The organism is Bradyrhizobium sp. C9 (assembly GCF_002532045.1).
In the GTDB taxonomy this organism is placed as follows: Bacteria; Pseudomonadota; Alphaproteobacteria; order Rhizobiales; family Xanthobacteraceae; genus Bradyrhizobium.
Genome location: NZ_NWTG01000023.1, coordinates 82529 through 96103 on the forward strand (window position 1 = coordinate 82529; position 13575 = coordinate 96103).

The window sequence follows — 13575 nt, forward strand, 5'->3', positions numbered from 1 at the left end:
CCTTTGCGCCCCGGCTGCTTTACTTGGGGGCAAAGGTTTCTTGCGATCAAGGAGGTCCCCATGGCCATGACGATGACCGGCGAAGTCCAGCTTGCAGCGCCGCGCCAGGCTGTGTGGGACAAGCTCAACGATCCCGAGGTGCTGAAGGCCTGCATTCCCGGCTGCGAAGAGCTGGAGAAGACCGATGAGGGCGGCTTCCGCGCCACCGCCAAGATGAAGGTCGGTCCGGTCTCCGCCCGCTTCAAGGGCAAGGTCACCTTGAGCGATCTCGATCCGCCGAACGGCTACAAGATCTCGGGCGAAGGCGAGGGCGGGGTCGCCGGCTTCGCCAAGGGCGGCGCCACCGTCGGCCTCGCCGACAAGGATGGCGGCACGCTGCTGAGCTACAACGTGGAGGCGCAGATCGGCGGCAAGCTCGCCCAGCTCGGCCAGCGCCTGATCAACGGCGCCGCCAAGAAGCTGGCGGACGAATTTTTTGCAAATTTCGCCAAAGCGGTGCAGGGTTAACCCCGCAGGCGGGCCGGCTTATTCAGGCCCCGCCATGCCTTGCCGTTATGTCCTGGATGGGTGGCTCGAAAGGTTGCCCATCGCGGGGCGCGCCCATATTATGCCGTCTGGAATGATTTTAAACCGCCTGCTTCGCCGATATGCGGTGGGGCAGATAAGAGAGTGCTGATGGCCAAGATTTCAATGATCGTGAACGGCAACCCCGTTAACGCGAACGTCGACCCCCGTACCCTTCTGGTCCAGTTTCTGCGCGAAAACCTGCGGCTGACCGGTACCCATGTCGGCTGCGACACTTCGCAGTGCGGCGCCTGCGTCGTGCATCTGGACGGCAAGGCGGTGAAGTCCTGCACGACGCTTGCGGTGATGGCCGACGGTCATGAGGTCAAGACCATTGAGGGGCTGGCGGCCGACGGCGCGCCGCTGCATCCGATGCAGGAGGCCTTCCGCGAGCATCACGGCCTGCAATGCGGCTTCTGCACACCGGGCATGATCATGACCGCCGTCGACCTGGTGCATCGCAAGGGCCACGACCTCTCCGACGAGGTGATCCGCGAGGAGCTGGAAGGCAATCTGTGCCGCTGCACCGGCTACCAGAACATCGTTGCTTCGATCGCCGCCGGCGCCAAGGCGATGGCCAAATCGGACCTCGCCTAATCCGCAATTCGTCGCGACAAGCGATCAGGACATTCCAATGTACGAATTCAAATATCATCGTCCCGGCACCGTGCGGCAGGCCGCCAACCTGCTGGTGAAGAACGAGGACGCCAAGCTGATCGCCGGCGGCCATACGCTGGTGCCGGTCATGAAGCAGCGGCTGGCGAGCCCGCCGCATCTGGTCGACCTCTCACACATCGAAGGTCTCGACACGATCGAGATGAAGGGCCGCTCGCTGGTGATCGGCGCCACTGCCAAGCACGCCGAGGTCGCGAGCTCCGCGATCGTCGGCGAGGCGATCCCGGCGCTGGCCGAGTTGGCCGGCCTGATCGGCGATCCCGCCGTGCGCCACCGCGGCACCATCGGCGGCTCGCTCGCCAACAACGACCCGACCGCGGACTATCCGGCCGCGGTGCTGGCGCTGGGCGCGACCATCGTCACCAACAAGCGCCGCCTCAAGGCCGAGGAATATTTCCAGGGCCTGTTCACGACCGCGCTCGAGGCCGACGAGATCATCACCAAGGTGATGTTCCCGCTGCCGAAGAAGGCCGCCTATGTGAAGTTCCGCAACCAGGCCTCGCGCTATGCGCTGGTCGGTGTGTTCGTGGCCAAGCGTCCGTCGGACGTGCGTGTCGCCGTCACCGGTGCGGGCTCCGACGGCGTGTTCCGCGTCACCGCGTTCGAGGAGGCCTTGAAGAAGCGCTTCTCGCACAAGGTGCTCGACGGCATCGCGGTTCCCGCCGACGGGCTGAACAGCGATCTGCACGGCAGTGCGGAATACCGCGCGCATCTGATCGGCGTTCTGACGCGCAGGGCGGTGGAAGCCGCCAACGCCAAGGACTAGCTAAGGACTAGATCCAAGGGACTAGATCCGAACTGGATCCCAAGGACTACATCTAACGCGTGACATTGCTAACCCCTGTTCGAAGACTGGCTGTTCCATGAGTGCATCGGCGTTACCCACTTCCGTCGATGCGCTCGAAGACCTCCTGATCTCGCGCGGCTATCTCGCCGAACGGTCGCTGGCGACCGTGACCTATCTCGCGCTGCGGATGGGCCGGCCGCTGTTCCTCGAAGGCGAGGCCGGCGTCGGCAAGACCGAGATCGCAAAGGTCCTGTCGGCGGCGCTCGGGCGCAAGCTGATCCGCCTGCAATGCTATGAAGGCCTCGACGTCGCCTCCGCCGTCTATGAGTGGAGCAGCGCCGCGCAGATGATCGCGATCCGGCTCGCGGAAGCCTCCGGCGATACCGATCGCGACCAGCTCGCGAGCGACATCTTCGCCGAGCGCTTCCTGATCAAGCGGCCGCTGCTGCAGGCGCTGGAGCCTGACGTTGCCGGCCCGCCAGTGCTGCTGATCGACGAGCTCGACCGCGCCGACGAGGCGTTCGAGGCGTATCTCTTGGAAATCCTCAGCGACTTCCAGGTTACGATCCCCGAGCTCGGCACCGTGAAGGCGCCGGCGCCGCCGATCGTCATCATCACCTCGAACCGGACGCGCGAGATCCACGACGCGCTGAAGCGGCGCTGCCTCTATCACTGGGTGGATTATCCCACGGCAGACCGCGAGCTGGCGATCGTCAAGTCGCGGGTGCCGAACATTTCCGCAAAGCTGTCGCAGCAGGTGGTCCGCTTCGTGCAGGCGCTACGCAACCAGGATTTCTACAAGTCGCCGGGTGTCGCCGAGACGATCGACTGGGCGACCGCACTGTCCGAGCTCGACGCGCGCTCGCTGACGCCGCAGGTGGTCGGCGACACGCTGGGCGCGCTGCTCAAGTATCAGGACGACATCGCGCGGATGCAGGGCGATGCGTTGCAGAAGACATTGAAGGAAGCGACGAGCGAGACGTAGCCCTTCGTCATTCCGGGGCGACGCGCCAGCGTCGAACCCGGAATCTCGAAGTTGTTGCGCGAGATTCCGGGTTCACGCTTCGCGTGCCCCGGAATGACAGGGTACAAACGATGCCGATCAACCACCTCGCGCCTCCGACCGGCCACATGGCCGACAACGTGATCGGCTTTGCCCGCGCGCTGCGGGCGGCGGGGCTTCCCGTGGGGCCGGGCTCGGTGATCGATGCGCTCGACGCGTTGCAGCTGATCGAGGTCGGCAACCGCTCGGATTTCTACGCCACGCTGGAGGCGATCTTCGTCAAGCGCCATGAGCATGCGCTGATCTTCCACCAGGCCTTCATGCTGTTCTTCCGCGCGGCCGAGGAGTGGAAGAGCATGCTGGACTCCGTCCCGCTGCCCGACCACGCCAAGAAGAAGCCGCCGCCGGCCTCGCGCCGGGTCCAGGAGGCGATGGCGCAACCGGCGAAGAGCGAGGAGCGGCCGCAGGCCCAGGAGCAGGAGCTGAAGCTTTCGGTCTCCGACAAGGAGGTGCTGCAGAAGAAGGATTTCGCGCAGATGACCGCGGCGGAGATCGCCGAGGTGACGCGCGAGATCGCCAAGATGCGGCTGCCGCAGGCCGAGCTGGTGACCCGCCGCTACCAGCCGGACGCGCGCGGCCTGCGGCTCGACATGCGCCGCACCGTGCGCAACTCGCTGCGCACCGGCGGCGAGATCATCGATATCAGGAAGCTTGGTCGGATCGAGAAGCCGGCGCCGATCGTGGCGCTGCTCGATATCTCCGGTTCGATGAGCGAGTACACCCGCCTGTTCCTGCACTTCCTGCACGCCATCACCGACTACCGCAAGCGGGTCTCGGTATTCCTGTTCGGCACCCGTCTGACCAATGTGACGCGCGCGTTACGGGCGCGTGACCCCGACGAGGCGCTGGCGAGCTGCACGTCCTCGGTCGAGGACTGGGCCGGCGGGACGCGGATCGCGACCTCGCTGCACACCTTCAACCAGCTCTGGGCCCGCCGGGTGCTCGGGCAGGGCGCCATCGTCCTCCTTATATCCGATGGACTAGAACGCGAGGCCGATGCCAAACTGGCCTTCGAGATGGACCGTTTGCACCGCTCCTGCCGCCGCCTGATCTGGCTCAACCCGCTGCTGCGCTATTCGGGCTTCGAGGCCAAGGCGCAGGGCATCAAAATGATGCTGCCCCACGTTGACGAATTTCGCCCGGTGCATAACTTGACGTCCATCAAGGGCTTGATCGGGGCGCTGTCATCCCCGCCGCCGGCGCACCACCGCAGCCTGATCCGCTCTGTAGCCTAAGAAGCCTGACCCGATAGCAGGAGGCCACCATGCTGAACCGCGACGAAGACATTCTGCAGGCCGCCGAGACCTGGCAGAAGCAGGGCCATGGCGTGGCGCTCGCCACCGTGGTCGAGACCTGGGGCTCGGCGCCGCGCCCGGCCGGCTCGAGCCTCGTCATCAATGACGACGGCACGTTTCTCGGCTCGGTCTCCGGCGGCTGCGTCGAGGGCGCTGTCGTCACCGAGGCGCTCGACGTGATCGCGAGCGGCCAGCCCAAAATGCTCGAATTCGGCGTCGCCGACGAGACGGCCTGGAATGTCGGCCTGTCCTGCGGCGGCACCATCCGCGTGTTCGTCGAGAAGGTCGGTTAGCCGTGAAACTCGAAATTTTGAAAGAGCTGAACGCCGAGCGCGCCGCACGCCGTCCGGTCATCATCGTCACCGACACCGCCAATGGCGAGCAGCGTCTGGTCAAGGCGAAAGACATCGCCGCTGATCCGCTGCGTGCCGAGCTTTCCAAGCAGCTGCGGATGGGCAAGAGCGGCAATGTCGAGGTCGCGGGCAACAAGTTGTTCCTCAATGTCTACGCGCCGACCGCAAAGCTCGTGATCATCGGCGCGGTCCATATCAGCCAGGCGCTGGCGCCGCTGGCGCGCTCGCTCGACTATGACGTGACGGTGGTCGATCCGCGCACCGCGTTTGCAAGCCCGGAGCGTTTCCCCGACGTGCCGCTGGTCGCCGAATGGCCCGACGTCGCGCTGCCGCCGCTCAACGTCGATCACTACACCGCGTTCGTCGCGGTGACGCATGATCCCAAGATCGACGATCCGGCGCTGCTGCACGCATTCGACCGCGACTGCTTCTATATCGGCGCGCTCGGCTCGCGGAAGACCCACGCCAAGCGCGCCGAACGGCTGCGTGCCCAGGGCGCCAAGGACAGCGACATCGCGCGCATCCACGCGCCGATCGGCCTGGACATCGGCGCGGTGTCACCGTCGGAGATCGCGGTTGCGATCATGGCCGAGATCACCGCGCAGCTGCGTTTGCCTCCCAAAGAAAAAGAAGAAGCGGCATGAAGTTCGGTCCCGCCAGTCCGGCCGACGCGATTGGCGGCGTCACCGTGCATACGCTCCGCCAGGGTACGCTGGTGCTCAAGAAGGGCACCACGATCGGCCCTGACGAGGTCGAGGCGCTGACCAAAGCCGGCGTCAAGGACGTCGTCGTGGTGCGGCTGGAGGAGGGCGATGTCTCCGAAGACACAGCTGCCGCCAGCATCGCGCAGGCGGTGGCGGGCGAGGGCGTCAACGTCGAGCGCGCCTTCACCGGCCGCGCCAATCTGTTCGCGGCGCGTCCCGGCGTGCTGGTGGTCGACCGCGGCGCGGTTGATCGCATCAACGGCGTCGACGAGGCCATCACCTTTGCGACGCTTGCGGCGTTCAAGCCGGTGGTCGAAGGCGAGATGATCGCGACCGTCAAGTTGATCCCGTTCGGCGTCGAGGGGCGCTTACGCGATGCGGCCGTCGCCGTCGCCGGCAAGGACACGCTGCGGATCGCGCCCTACACGATCAAGAAGGTCGGCGTGGTCTCGACCTTGCTGCCGGGCCTTGCGCCGAAGGTGATCGACAAGACGCTGCGCGTCACCGCCGAGCGTCTGGCGCCGGCCGGCGCCACCATCATCGCCGAGCGCCGCGTGCCGCATGACGAGACGGTGCTCGCAGCCTCGATCAAGGAATTGCTCGGCCTCGGCGCCGAACTCGTCATCGTGTTCGGCGCATCGGCGATCGCCGACCGCCGCGACGTGATCCCGGCCGCCATCACCGGGATCGGCGGCGCCATCGAGCATTTCGGCATGCCGGTCGATCCCGGCAATCTGCTGCTGATCGGCAGCGCCGGCGGCGTGCCGGTGCTGGGCGCGCCGGGTTGCGCGCGCTCGCCGGTCGAGAACGGTTTTGACTGGGTGCTGATGCGGCTGCTTGCCGGCATCAAGGTGACGCGATCGGATCTCACCGGCATGGGCGTCGGCGGCCTTCTGATGGAGATCGTGACGCGGCCGCAGCCGCGCACCGTCCCGGACACCGAAGGCAACCGCAACGTCGCGGCGATCGTGCTCGCCGCCGGCCGCTCGACCCGGATGGGCGGCCCGAACAAGCTGCTCGCCGAGCTCGACGGCAAGAAGCTCGCGCGCATCGTCGCCGAGCAGGCGCTGGCCTCGAAAGCCTCGGAGGTGATCGTCGTCACCGGGCACCAGGCCACGCTGGTCGAGCAGGCGCTTGATGGACTCAAGGTCAAGTTCGTCCGCAACCCGGATTTCGCCGGCGGCCTCGCCAGCTCGGTGAAGGCGGGCATCTCGGCGGTCTCCGACAGCGCCGACGGCGCGGTGGTCTGCCTCGGCGACATGCCGCTGATCGATGCCAAGCTGATCGATCGCCTGATCGAAACCTTCGCGCCCGATCGTGGCCATCTGATCGCGGTCCCGGTCAGCGAGGGTCGGCGCGGCAATCCCGTGTTGTGGTCGCGGCGTTTCTTCAAGGAATTGATGACGCTCGACGGCGACATCGGCGCCCGTCATCTGATCGCCAAGCATGCCGAGGTGGTCGCCGAGGTCCCGGTCGAAGGCAACAGCGCCTTCCTCGATATCGATACCCCGCAGGCACTGGAAGCCGCGCGGCGGGGGTAGCGCTACGCACCGTCGTCCCTGCTTTCGCGGGGACGACACGCGGATAGCACTCGCTCTCAACCCGTCATTCACCATCTGGAAACGACCCCTGCGTACAGTCCGCGCCGGACTTTGGGGGATTTCCGCTTGATCATTTCGACCGCCGCCGCGCAGCGTCGCGCGCTGACGATTCTCGTCCTGACATTGCTGCTCGGCGCCACGCGTTTCTCCGTGGAAAACTTCCTCCCCAAGGCGCACGCGGCCGGCGCGTTCGCGGTCGGCAAATGCGGAGCCTATGGCCAGGCCTACGATTATCCGGCGGAGGGCGCGGCGCGCGCCGCCGCGCTGAAGCAGTGCAAGGGCGATTGCACCACCGTCACCATGAAGCGCGCCTGTGCCGCGCTCTCGATCGACATGAAGAATCCCTGCGGCGCCCATGGCTATGCGGTGGCGCCGAAAATATCGAGCTCTCTCAATGCCGCGACCAAGAAATGCTACGACTACGGCGGCAAGGAATGCGTGATCCGCGCCTGGGCCTGCGACGCCAAGGGCTAGGTGCGGGCGGCGTGCCAGCGTTCCCTGCGGTCGTGCGGGCTCCAACAGGTCTTGCAGGAAACGAACATCAGCGTTTGACGGGCAGGTGAGGGATGCTCGGTCAGGACTGGTCTTTGCCACCTGCCTGCCGCTAAACTTTACCGCATGCAATTCGACACCAAGATCGCGGTCGTGATCCGCACCGACCTGGAAGTCTGGCAGAAGCTCAACGTGGCGTCGTTTCTCGCCGGTGGCATCGCCGCTTCGTTTCCCGAATGTATCGGCGAGAATTACGAGGACGGGTCGGGGACGAAGTATCTGTCCTTGATCGGCCAGCCGATTCTGATCTATGGCGCCGATCGCGCGCAGTTGTCGCGCGCGCTGGAACGCGCGCTGGCGCGCGAGGTGCGGCCGGCGCTCTACACCGAGGATATGTTCAAGACCACGCATGATGCCGCCAACCGCGAGGTGGTGAGCGCGGTGGCGCGCACCGACCTCAACCTGGTCGGCCTCGCCTTTCGCGCCGAGCGCAAGGTGGTCGACAAGATCCTCGATGGGCTGAAGTTTCACACGTAGCCGTCCAACTTTCCCTGTCGTCATTCCCCGATGCGCAATTGCGCACCTGGGGGCTCGCGAAGCGAGAGCCCGGAATCCATTTATCCGGGAGTTACGCGGCGCGATGGATTCCGGGCTCGTGCTTCGCACGCCCCGGAATGACGGAGAGGGCGGTGTGGAATGCCGTGCACGCTTGAGCGTGCACGGGACCCGTAGGGGGGCGATCGGGACCAGACTTTCCCCGAGTGTTGCGCCGCGAGACCGCGGTCGCACGGCCTCTGGCCGTCAGCCCGGAAATGGGCGCGGCTTTTGATCCCGCTCAAGCACGCGAACAGGAACATTTTGTATCGAACCGAGTTTTCCTGCATCACATTGACAATGACTGACCAGTCAGTCATATTTTCGGCATGACAAAGCGCAGCAACAAGACGACCCGCCCCCAGCCCGCCAAACGCCGGACCACGATCCGCGCCGCGGCGACGAGGCTCCCGAAGGTGGCCTCGGCACCGCTGGCTGAGGCGAAGCCGGCCGCGAGCCGCGCCGGGAAATCCGCCGAGCGGCGCGCGGCGATCATCGAGGCGGCGATGGACGAGTTCATCGCACGCGGCTTTGCCGCGACGCGGCTCGACGACGTCGCCAAGCGCGCGGGCGTCGCCAAGGGCACGCTCTATCTCTACTTCAAGGACAAGGAATCGATGTTCGAGGAGCTGATCCGCACTGCGCTGGTGCCGCTGATCGGCCGCCTGACCACGCTGCCCACCATCACCGGTCCCGTGCGCGATGCGGTGGAGGGGTTTGCCGAGACTTTCATGCGCGAGGTCGTGGCGACCCGGCGCGGCGACATCATTCGGCTGATCGTGTCGGAAGGGCCGCGCTTTCCGGCGATCGCCGATTTCTATTTCCGCGAGGTGGTGTCGAAGGGCCTAGCCGGCATGAAGGCGCTGGTGCAGCTCGCGATCACGCGCGGTGAGATCAAGCATCGCGAGCTCGGCGATTTCCCGCAACTGGTGGTCGCGCCTGCGATCGTCGCGGTGATCTGGCAGAGCCTGTTTGCCCGCCACGCGCCGCTCGACGGGCTCGCGATGTTCAAGGTGCATCTCGATCTGATCTTCGGCGAACGGAGCAAGACATGACCGCGTCGCGCATGGTGAAACTGATCGCGGCCGTCGCGCTGGCCGCGGCGCTGGCCGGCTGCCAGGAGAAGCGGGACCCCGGCTTCCAGGGCTGGGTCGAGGCCGACATGATCTTCGTCAGCCCCGATGAATCCGGCCGCGTCATCAAGCTCAACGTGCGCGAGGGCGACGAGGTCAAGCCCGGCGATCAGCTATATTCGGTCGACGACGATCTGCAACGTGCCGACCTCAACCAGAACAACGCGACCCTGGCCAACGCGCAGCAGAGCTATGACCGCGCCGCTTCGCTGCGGGGCACCGGCGCCGGCACCCAGGCTAACCTCGATTCCGCCGTCTCGGCGCTGCGCGTCGCGGAAGCGCGCGTCGTCACCTCGCAGACCCGGCTCGACCGCCGCAAGGGCTTTGCGCCGATCGCGGGAGCGATCCAGCAGATCTATTTCCGCGAGGGCGAGATGGTGCAGGCGCAGCGGCCGGTGCTGTCGATCATGCCGCCCGGCAACATGAAGCTGCGCTTCTTCGTGCCGGAGACCGAGCTGCCGAAGCTCGCGCTCGGTGACGAGGTGAGGGTGACCTGCGACAATTGCGCGAATGATCTCACCGCGAAGATCTATTTCATCGCCACCACGGCGGAGTACACGCCGCCCGTCATCTACAGCCTCGATGAGCGCAACAAGCTGGTCTATCTGATCCAGGCGCGGCCGAGCCGGCCCGATGTACTGCGGGTCGGCCAGCCGATCAGCATCTACCTTAACCCCAAAACGCCGATGGCGGCGCGCAGATGAACGGCGGTCCGACCAGCGCACAGTCCGACGCATCGTCCATCGCGATCGATGTGAAGGGCCTGACCAAATCGTTCAACGGGCGCGAGGTGGTCCACGACCTGTCGATGCAGGTCAAGCGCGGCTCGATCTACGGCTTCCTCGGGCCCAACGGCAGCGGCAAGACCACCACCATCCGCATCCTGTGCGGCCTGCTGACACCCGACAGCGGCGAGGGCACCTGCCTCGGCTACGACATCCGGCGCGACGCCGACAAGATCAAGCGCAAGGTCGGCTACATGACGCAGCGCTTCAGCCTCTACCAGGACCTGTCGGTGCGCGAGAACCTGGAGTTCGTCGCGCGGCTCTATGGCATGCCGGATGCGCGCGGCGCCGCGGCCGACATGATCGCGCGGATCGGGCTGAAGGGCCGCGAGGAGCAGCTCGCCGGCGAACTGTCGGGCGGCTGGAAGCAGCGACTGGCGCTCGGCGCCTGCACGCTGCCCAATCCGCTATTGCTGCTGCTCGACGAACCCACCGCCGGCGTCGATCCCAAGGCGCGGCGCGATTTCTGGAACGAGATCCATGCACTCGCCGCCGAAGGCCTCACCGTGCTGGTCTCGACCCACTACATGGACGAGGCCGAGCGCTGTCACGAGATCGCCTACATCGCCTACGGTCATCTGCTGGCGCATGGCACGGTGGATGAGGTGATCGCGAAGTCCGAGCTGTCGACCTACACGGTCACCGGCGAGGATTTCAACGGTCTGATGGCCGAACTCACGGGCAAGCCGGGCGTCGACATGGTGGCGCCGTTCGGCACCAGCCTGCACGTCTCGGGCCGCGACAAGGCGTCACTGGAGAGCGCCATTGCGCCGTATCGCGGCAATGCGAAGTGGCATTGGCAGGCGAGCGAGCCGTCCCTCGAAGACGTCTTTATCGATCTGATGGGGCGCTCCAAAGATAACTTTCAAGGATAGAGTCCGATGAGCCCGACGGATACGATCCGGAATGGCGAAGAAAAGGAGCCGGCATTCGGCTTCTGGCGGCGCAGCTATGCGATGCTGGTCAAGGAATTCATCCAGCTTCGCCGCGACCGCGTCTCCTTCGCCATGATTATCATCATCCCGGTGATGCAGCTCCTGTTGTTCGGCTTCGCCATCAACACCACGCCGCGTCATCTTCCGACCGCGGTGCTGTTGCAGGAGGATTCCGACCTCGGACGCTCGATCCTGAAGGCGATGGAGAACACCTCTTATTTCCGCTTCACGCGCGAGGTGCACACGGTCGAGCAGCTCGATGAGTTGTTGCAATCCGGCAAGGTGCTGTTCGGCGTCGAGATCCCGCGCGGTTTCGAGCGTGCGGTACGGCGCGGCGACAAGCCGGCGCTGCTGGTCGCGGCCGATGCCACCGACCCGGTGGCGTCGGGTACCGCGCTCGGTACACTCGGGGCACTGGTGCAGTCGGCACTGGCGCACGACCTGCATATCGGTGATCCCCCGGAGATGCCGTTCGAGATCCGTGCCCATGCCCGCTACAACCCGGCGGCGGAATCGCGGCTCAACATCGTGCCCGGCCTGGTCGGGACCATTCTCACCATGACCATGCTGATCTTCACCGCACTGTCGGTCACGCGGGAGATCGAGCGCGGCACCATGGAAAGCCTGCTGTCCATGCCGATCAAGCCGGTCGAGGTGATGTTCGGCAAGATCATCCCGTACGTGATGGTCGGCTTCATCCAGGCCGGGCTGATCATCGGCATCGGCGTGTTGCTGTTCGGCGTGCCGGTGCTCGGCAGCCTCACCTTGCTGGGGTTGCTGACCACGCTGTTCATCACGACCAACCTGTCGATCGGTTACACGTTCTCGACCATCGTGCAGAACCAGCTGCAGGCGATGCAGCTCTCGATGATGTTCTTCCTGCCGAGCATCCTGCTGTCCGGCTTCATGTTTCCGTTCGCCGGCATGCCGGTCTGGGCGCAATATATCGGCGAGGGGCTGCCGCTGACCCACTTCATCCGCATCGTCCGCGCCATCATGCTGAAGGGCGCGACGATGCTGAACCTGCAATACGACACCATCGCGCTGGCCGCCCTGATGCTGTTCGCCATGACCATCGCCGTGACGCGCTTCCGCCGCACGCTCGATTGAGGCAGAATGGGCGTGATTGTTGATCGTCATTCCGGGGCGGTGCGAAGCACCGAGTCCGGAATCTCGAGATTCCACAATTCGCAAGTGCGAATTGGGGTTCGCTTCGCGCCCCGGAATGACGCGGATGGGGGAATGACCACATTATCCGACAGTGAAAGCGCAGCGGCAGGCACGACGGTATCCGCCGACTTCCACCACGCCTTGATGCGCGAGGTGATGACCACCGAGCTGCTCCGCATCAAGGTGCTGATCGGCACCGCCATCGTGCTCGGGGCGATCAGCCTGCTGGTGTATCTGTTCGCGCCCGAGGCGGTCAGCCGGGTTTGGCACGGCAATCTCAACCCGGTCTACATTTTCTATGTCACCGTTCCGTTGATCCTGTTCGAGATCTGGGTGCACAGTGCGATCAGCTGGTACAAGCGCAAGGACCGCGACCTGCCGGTGATCCGCCGCTACATCGGCGTGCTGGTCGAGACCTCGCTGCCGACCGTCGTGCTGGCGCTGCATATCGACAGCATGGGCCGCCAGGAGGCGCTCGGCTTCGTCGCTCCGCTGATCTATTTCGTCTTCATTATCCTCTCGACGCTGCGGCTCGATTTCTGGCTCTCGACCTTCACGGGCGTCGTCGCGGCGACCGAGCTGTTCTACATGGCGGTGTTCTTCCACGCGCCAGACGGCGTCGCGACGGATCAGGGCATCTACTATCACGCCGCCCGCAGCACGATCATCCTGATCTGTGGTGTGCTGGCCGGAGGGGTCGGCTTGCAGCTGCGCCGCCAGTTCGCCGCCAGCATTGCCGCTGCCACCGCGCGCGACCGCATCACCAATCTGTTCGGCCAGCACGTCTCGCCGCAGGTGGTCGAACGTCTGATGGCGGAGGGCGCCTCAACCGCGAGCGATATCCGCCGCGTCGCCGTGATGTTCGTCGATTTCCGCAGCTTCACCGCGGGTGCGCGCTCGCGCTCGCCGCAGGAGGTGGTGGACCGGCTCGACGGCGCCTTTGCCGTGCTGGTCGATATCCTCGATCGCCACGGCGGCATCGTGAACAAGTTTCTCGGCGACGGCTTTCTCGCGCTGTTCGGCGCGCCGTTCGAGACCGGCGACGCCGCGCATCAGGCGGTCGCCGCCGCGCGCGAGATGCTCGATGCCAACGAGCGCAGCAATGCGTCGTCGAGCTGGCCGCTGCGCATCGGCATCGGCATCCATATCGGCGAGGTCGTGGCCGGCAATATCGGCTCGCCCCGGCGCAAGGAATACACCGTGATCGGCGACACCGTGAACTTCGCCGCCCGGCTCGAGGCGCTCAACAAGGATCTCGGCTCGCAATTCCTGATCTCATCGGCCGTGCGCGATGCGCTCGGCGACGACTGCCCGGACGCCGTCGCGCGCGGCGAGATCCCGGTGCGGGGTTACGAGCACCCGGTGCCGGTCTGGCAATTGGGGTAGGGCGCCTCAGGCTTGAGGTATTAAGGTAGCGATTGACG

16 protein-coding genes are annotated in these 13575 nt (G+C 65.5%); 15 read left to right on the forward strand and 1 reads right to left on the reverse strand.

Annotated features, from left to right (window positions below):
* Positions 1–60: 60 nt before the first annotated feature.
* The 10 genes from CO675_RS31910 to CO675_RS31955 all read left to right on the forward strand — a co-directional run bounded on the left by CO675_RS31910 (position 61) and on the right by CO675_RS31955 (position 8071).
* A complete protein-coding gene (locus tag CO675_RS31910) occupies positions 61–507 on the forward strand; it encodes an SRPBCC family protein (RefSeq protein ID WP_016840413.1) in 447 nt (148 codons plus the stop codon).
* A gap of 168 nt (positions 508–675) precedes the next feature.
* Positions 676–1161, forward strand: coding sequence for a (2Fe-2S)-binding protein (locus CO675_RS31915; RefSeq protein ID WP_021077804.1), 486 nt, complete (start codon positions 676–678; stop codon positions 1159–1161).
* A 37-nt stretch (positions 1162–1198) separates the two neighbouring features.
* Positions 1199–2005: an FAD binding domain-containing protein gene (locus CO675_RS31920; protein WP_097675735.1), complete on the forward strand. Its 807-nt coding sequence runs from the start codon at positions 1199–1201 to the stop codon at positions 2003–2005.
* A gap of 97 nt (positions 2006–2102) precedes the next feature.
* Positions 2103–3011 (forward strand): AAA family ATPase, encoded by a 909-nt coding sequence (locus CO675_RS31925; RefSeq protein ID WP_097675736.1) that lies wholly within the window; start codon positions 2103–2105, stop codon positions 3009–3011.
* Between the two features lie 110 nt (positions 3012–3121).
* Positions 3122–4324, forward strand: a complete 1203-nt coding sequence (locus tag CO675_RS31930; protein WP_097675737.1) for a vWA domain-containing protein — start codon at positions 3122–3124, stop codon at positions 4322–4324.
* 29 nt (positions 4325–4353) lie between these two features.
* Positions 4354–4677: an XdhC family protein gene (locus CO675_RS31935; protein WP_021077800.1), complete on the forward strand. Its 324-nt coding sequence runs from the start codon at positions 4354–4356 to the stop codon at positions 4675–4677.
* A gap of 2 nt (positions 4678–4679) precedes the next feature.
* Positions 4680–5381: an XdhC family protein gene (locus CO675_RS31940; protein ID WP_097675738.1), complete on the forward strand. Its 702-nt coding sequence runs from the start codon at positions 4680–4682 to the stop codon at positions 5379–5381.
* On the forward strand, positions 5378–6982 hold the full coding sequence (locus CO675_RS31945; RefSeq protein WP_097675739.1) for an NTP transferase domain-containing protein: 1605 nt from the start codon (positions 5378–5380) through the stop codon (positions 6980–6982). The genes CO675_RS31940 and CO675_RS31945 overlap by 4 nt, the downstream gene beginning before the upstream one ends.
* A gap of 183 nt (positions 6983–7165) precedes the next feature.
* Positions 7166–7516, forward strand: a complete 351-nt coding sequence (locus CO675_RS31950) for a DUF4189 domain-containing protein (RefSeq protein ID WP_502693429.1) — start codon at positions 7166–7168, stop codon at positions 7514–7516.
* A gap of 144 nt (positions 7517–7660) precedes the next feature.
* Positions 7661–8071: a DUF2000 family protein gene (locus tag CO675_RS31955; RefSeq protein ID WP_097675741.1), complete on the forward strand. Its 411-nt coding sequence runs from the start codon at positions 7661–7663 to the stop codon at positions 8069–8071.
* Positions 8072–8444: 373 nt separating this feature from the next.
* On the opposite strand, the gene CO675_RS41685 is transcribed toward CO675_RS31955, so the two are convergent.
* Positions 8445–8648, reverse strand: coding sequence for a hypothetical protein (locus CO675_RS41685; protein ID WP_245453015.1), 204 nt, complete (start codon positions 8646–8648; stop codon positions 8445–8447).
* On the opposite strand from CO675_RS41685, the gene CO675_RS31960 reads away from it, so the two are divergent.
* The 5 genes from CO675_RS31960 to CO675_RS31980 all read left to right on the forward strand — a co-directional run bounded on the left by CO675_RS31960 (position 8623) and on the right by CO675_RS31980 (position 13537).
* A complete protein-coding gene (locus CO675_RS31960) occupies positions 8623–9183 on the forward strand; it encodes a TetR/AcrR family transcriptional regulator (protein ID WP_245453014.1) in 561 nt (186 codons plus the stop codon). The two genes, CO675_RS41685 and CO675_RS31960, sit on opposite strands and share 26 nt — an antisense overlap.
* Positions 9180–9965 carry an HlyD family secretion protein gene (locus CO675_RS31965; RefSeq protein WP_097675743.1) on the forward strand — a complete coding sequence of 262 codons (786 nt, stop codon included), beginning with the start codon at positions 9180–9182 and terminating at the stop codon, positions 9963–9965. Before CO675_RS31960 ends, CO675_RS31965 begins: the two co-directional genes overlap by 4 nt.
* Positions 9962–10921: an ABC transporter ATP-binding protein gene (locus CO675_RS31970; protein WP_097675744.1), complete on the forward strand. Its 960-nt coding sequence runs from the start codon at positions 9962–9964 to the stop codon at positions 10919–10921. The genes CO675_RS31965 and CO675_RS31970 overlap by 4 nt, the downstream gene beginning before the upstream one ends.
* A gap of 6 nt (positions 10922–10927) precedes the next feature.
* On the forward strand, positions 10928–12091 hold the full coding sequence (locus CO675_RS31975) for an ABC transporter permease (protein WP_097675745.1): 1164 nt from the start codon (positions 10928–10930) through the stop codon (positions 12089–12091).
* Positions 12092–12223: 132 nt separating this feature from the next.
* The gene (locus CO675_RS31980) at positions 12224–13537 is read left to right on the forward strand and encodes an adenylate/guanylate cyclase domain-containing protein (protein ID WP_097675746.1); all 1314 of its coding nucleotides are present in this window, start codon (positions 12224–12226) and stop codon (positions 13535–13537) included.
* The last annotated feature ends 38 nt before the right edge of the window (positions 13538–13575 follow it).

What these genes read in the sequence shown, in the direction of transcription:
- CO675_RS31910 (WP_016840413.1), top strand. Translation starts at nt 61, where the DNA reads ATGGCCATGACGATGACCGGCGAAGTCCAGCTTGCAGCGCCGCGCCAG.
- CO675_RS31915 (WP_021077804.1), top strand. Translation starts at nt 676, where the DNA reads ATGGCCAAGATTTCAATGATCGTGAACGGCAACCCCGTTAACGCGAAC.
- CO675_RS31920 (WP_097675735.1), top strand. Translation starts at nt 1,199, where the DNA reads ATGTACGAATTCAAATATCATCGTCCCGGCACCGTGCGGCAGGCCGCC.
- CO675_RS31925 (WP_097675736.1), top strand. Translation starts at nt 2,103, where the DNA reads ATGAGTGCATCGGCGTTACCCACTTCCGTCGATGCGCTCGAAGACCTC.
- CO675_RS31930 (WP_097675737.1), top strand. Translation starts at nt 3,122, where the DNA reads ATGCCGATCAACCACCTCGCGCCTCCGACCGGCCACATGGCCGACAAC.
- CO675_RS31935 (WP_021077800.1), top strand. Translation starts at nt 4,354, where the DNA reads ATGCTGAACCGCGACGAAGACATTCTGCAGGCCGCCGAGACCTGGCAG.
- CO675_RS31945 (WP_097675739.1), top strand. Translation starts at nt 5,378, where the DNA reads ATGAAGTTCGGTCCCGCCAGTCCGGCCGACGCGATTGGCGGCGTCACC.
- CO675_RS31955 (WP_097675741.1), top strand. Translation starts at nt 7,661, where the DNA reads ATGCAATTCGACACCAAGATCGCGGTCGTGATCCGCACCGACCTGGAA.
- CO675_RS41685 (WP_245453015.1), bottom strand. Translation starts at nt 8,648, where the DNA reads ATGAACTCGTCCATCGCCGCCTCGATGATCGCCGCGCGCCGCTCGGCG.
- CO675_RS31965 (WP_097675743.1), top strand. Translation starts at nt 9,180, where the DNA reads ATGACCGCGTCGCGCATGGTGAAACTGATCGCGGCCGTCGCGCTGGCC.
- CO675_RS31970 (WP_097675744.1), top strand. Translation starts at nt 9,962, where the DNA reads ATGAACGGCGGTCCGACCAGCGCACAGTCCGACGCATCGTCCATCGCG.
- CO675_RS31975 (WP_097675745.1), top strand. Translation starts at nt 10,928, where the DNA reads ATGAGCCCGACGGATACGATCCGGAATGGCGAAGAAAAGGAGCCGGCA.
- CO675_RS31980 (WP_097675746.1), top strand. Translation starts at nt 12,224, where the DNA reads ATGACCACATTATCCGACAGTGAAAGCGCAGCGGCAGGCACGACGGTA.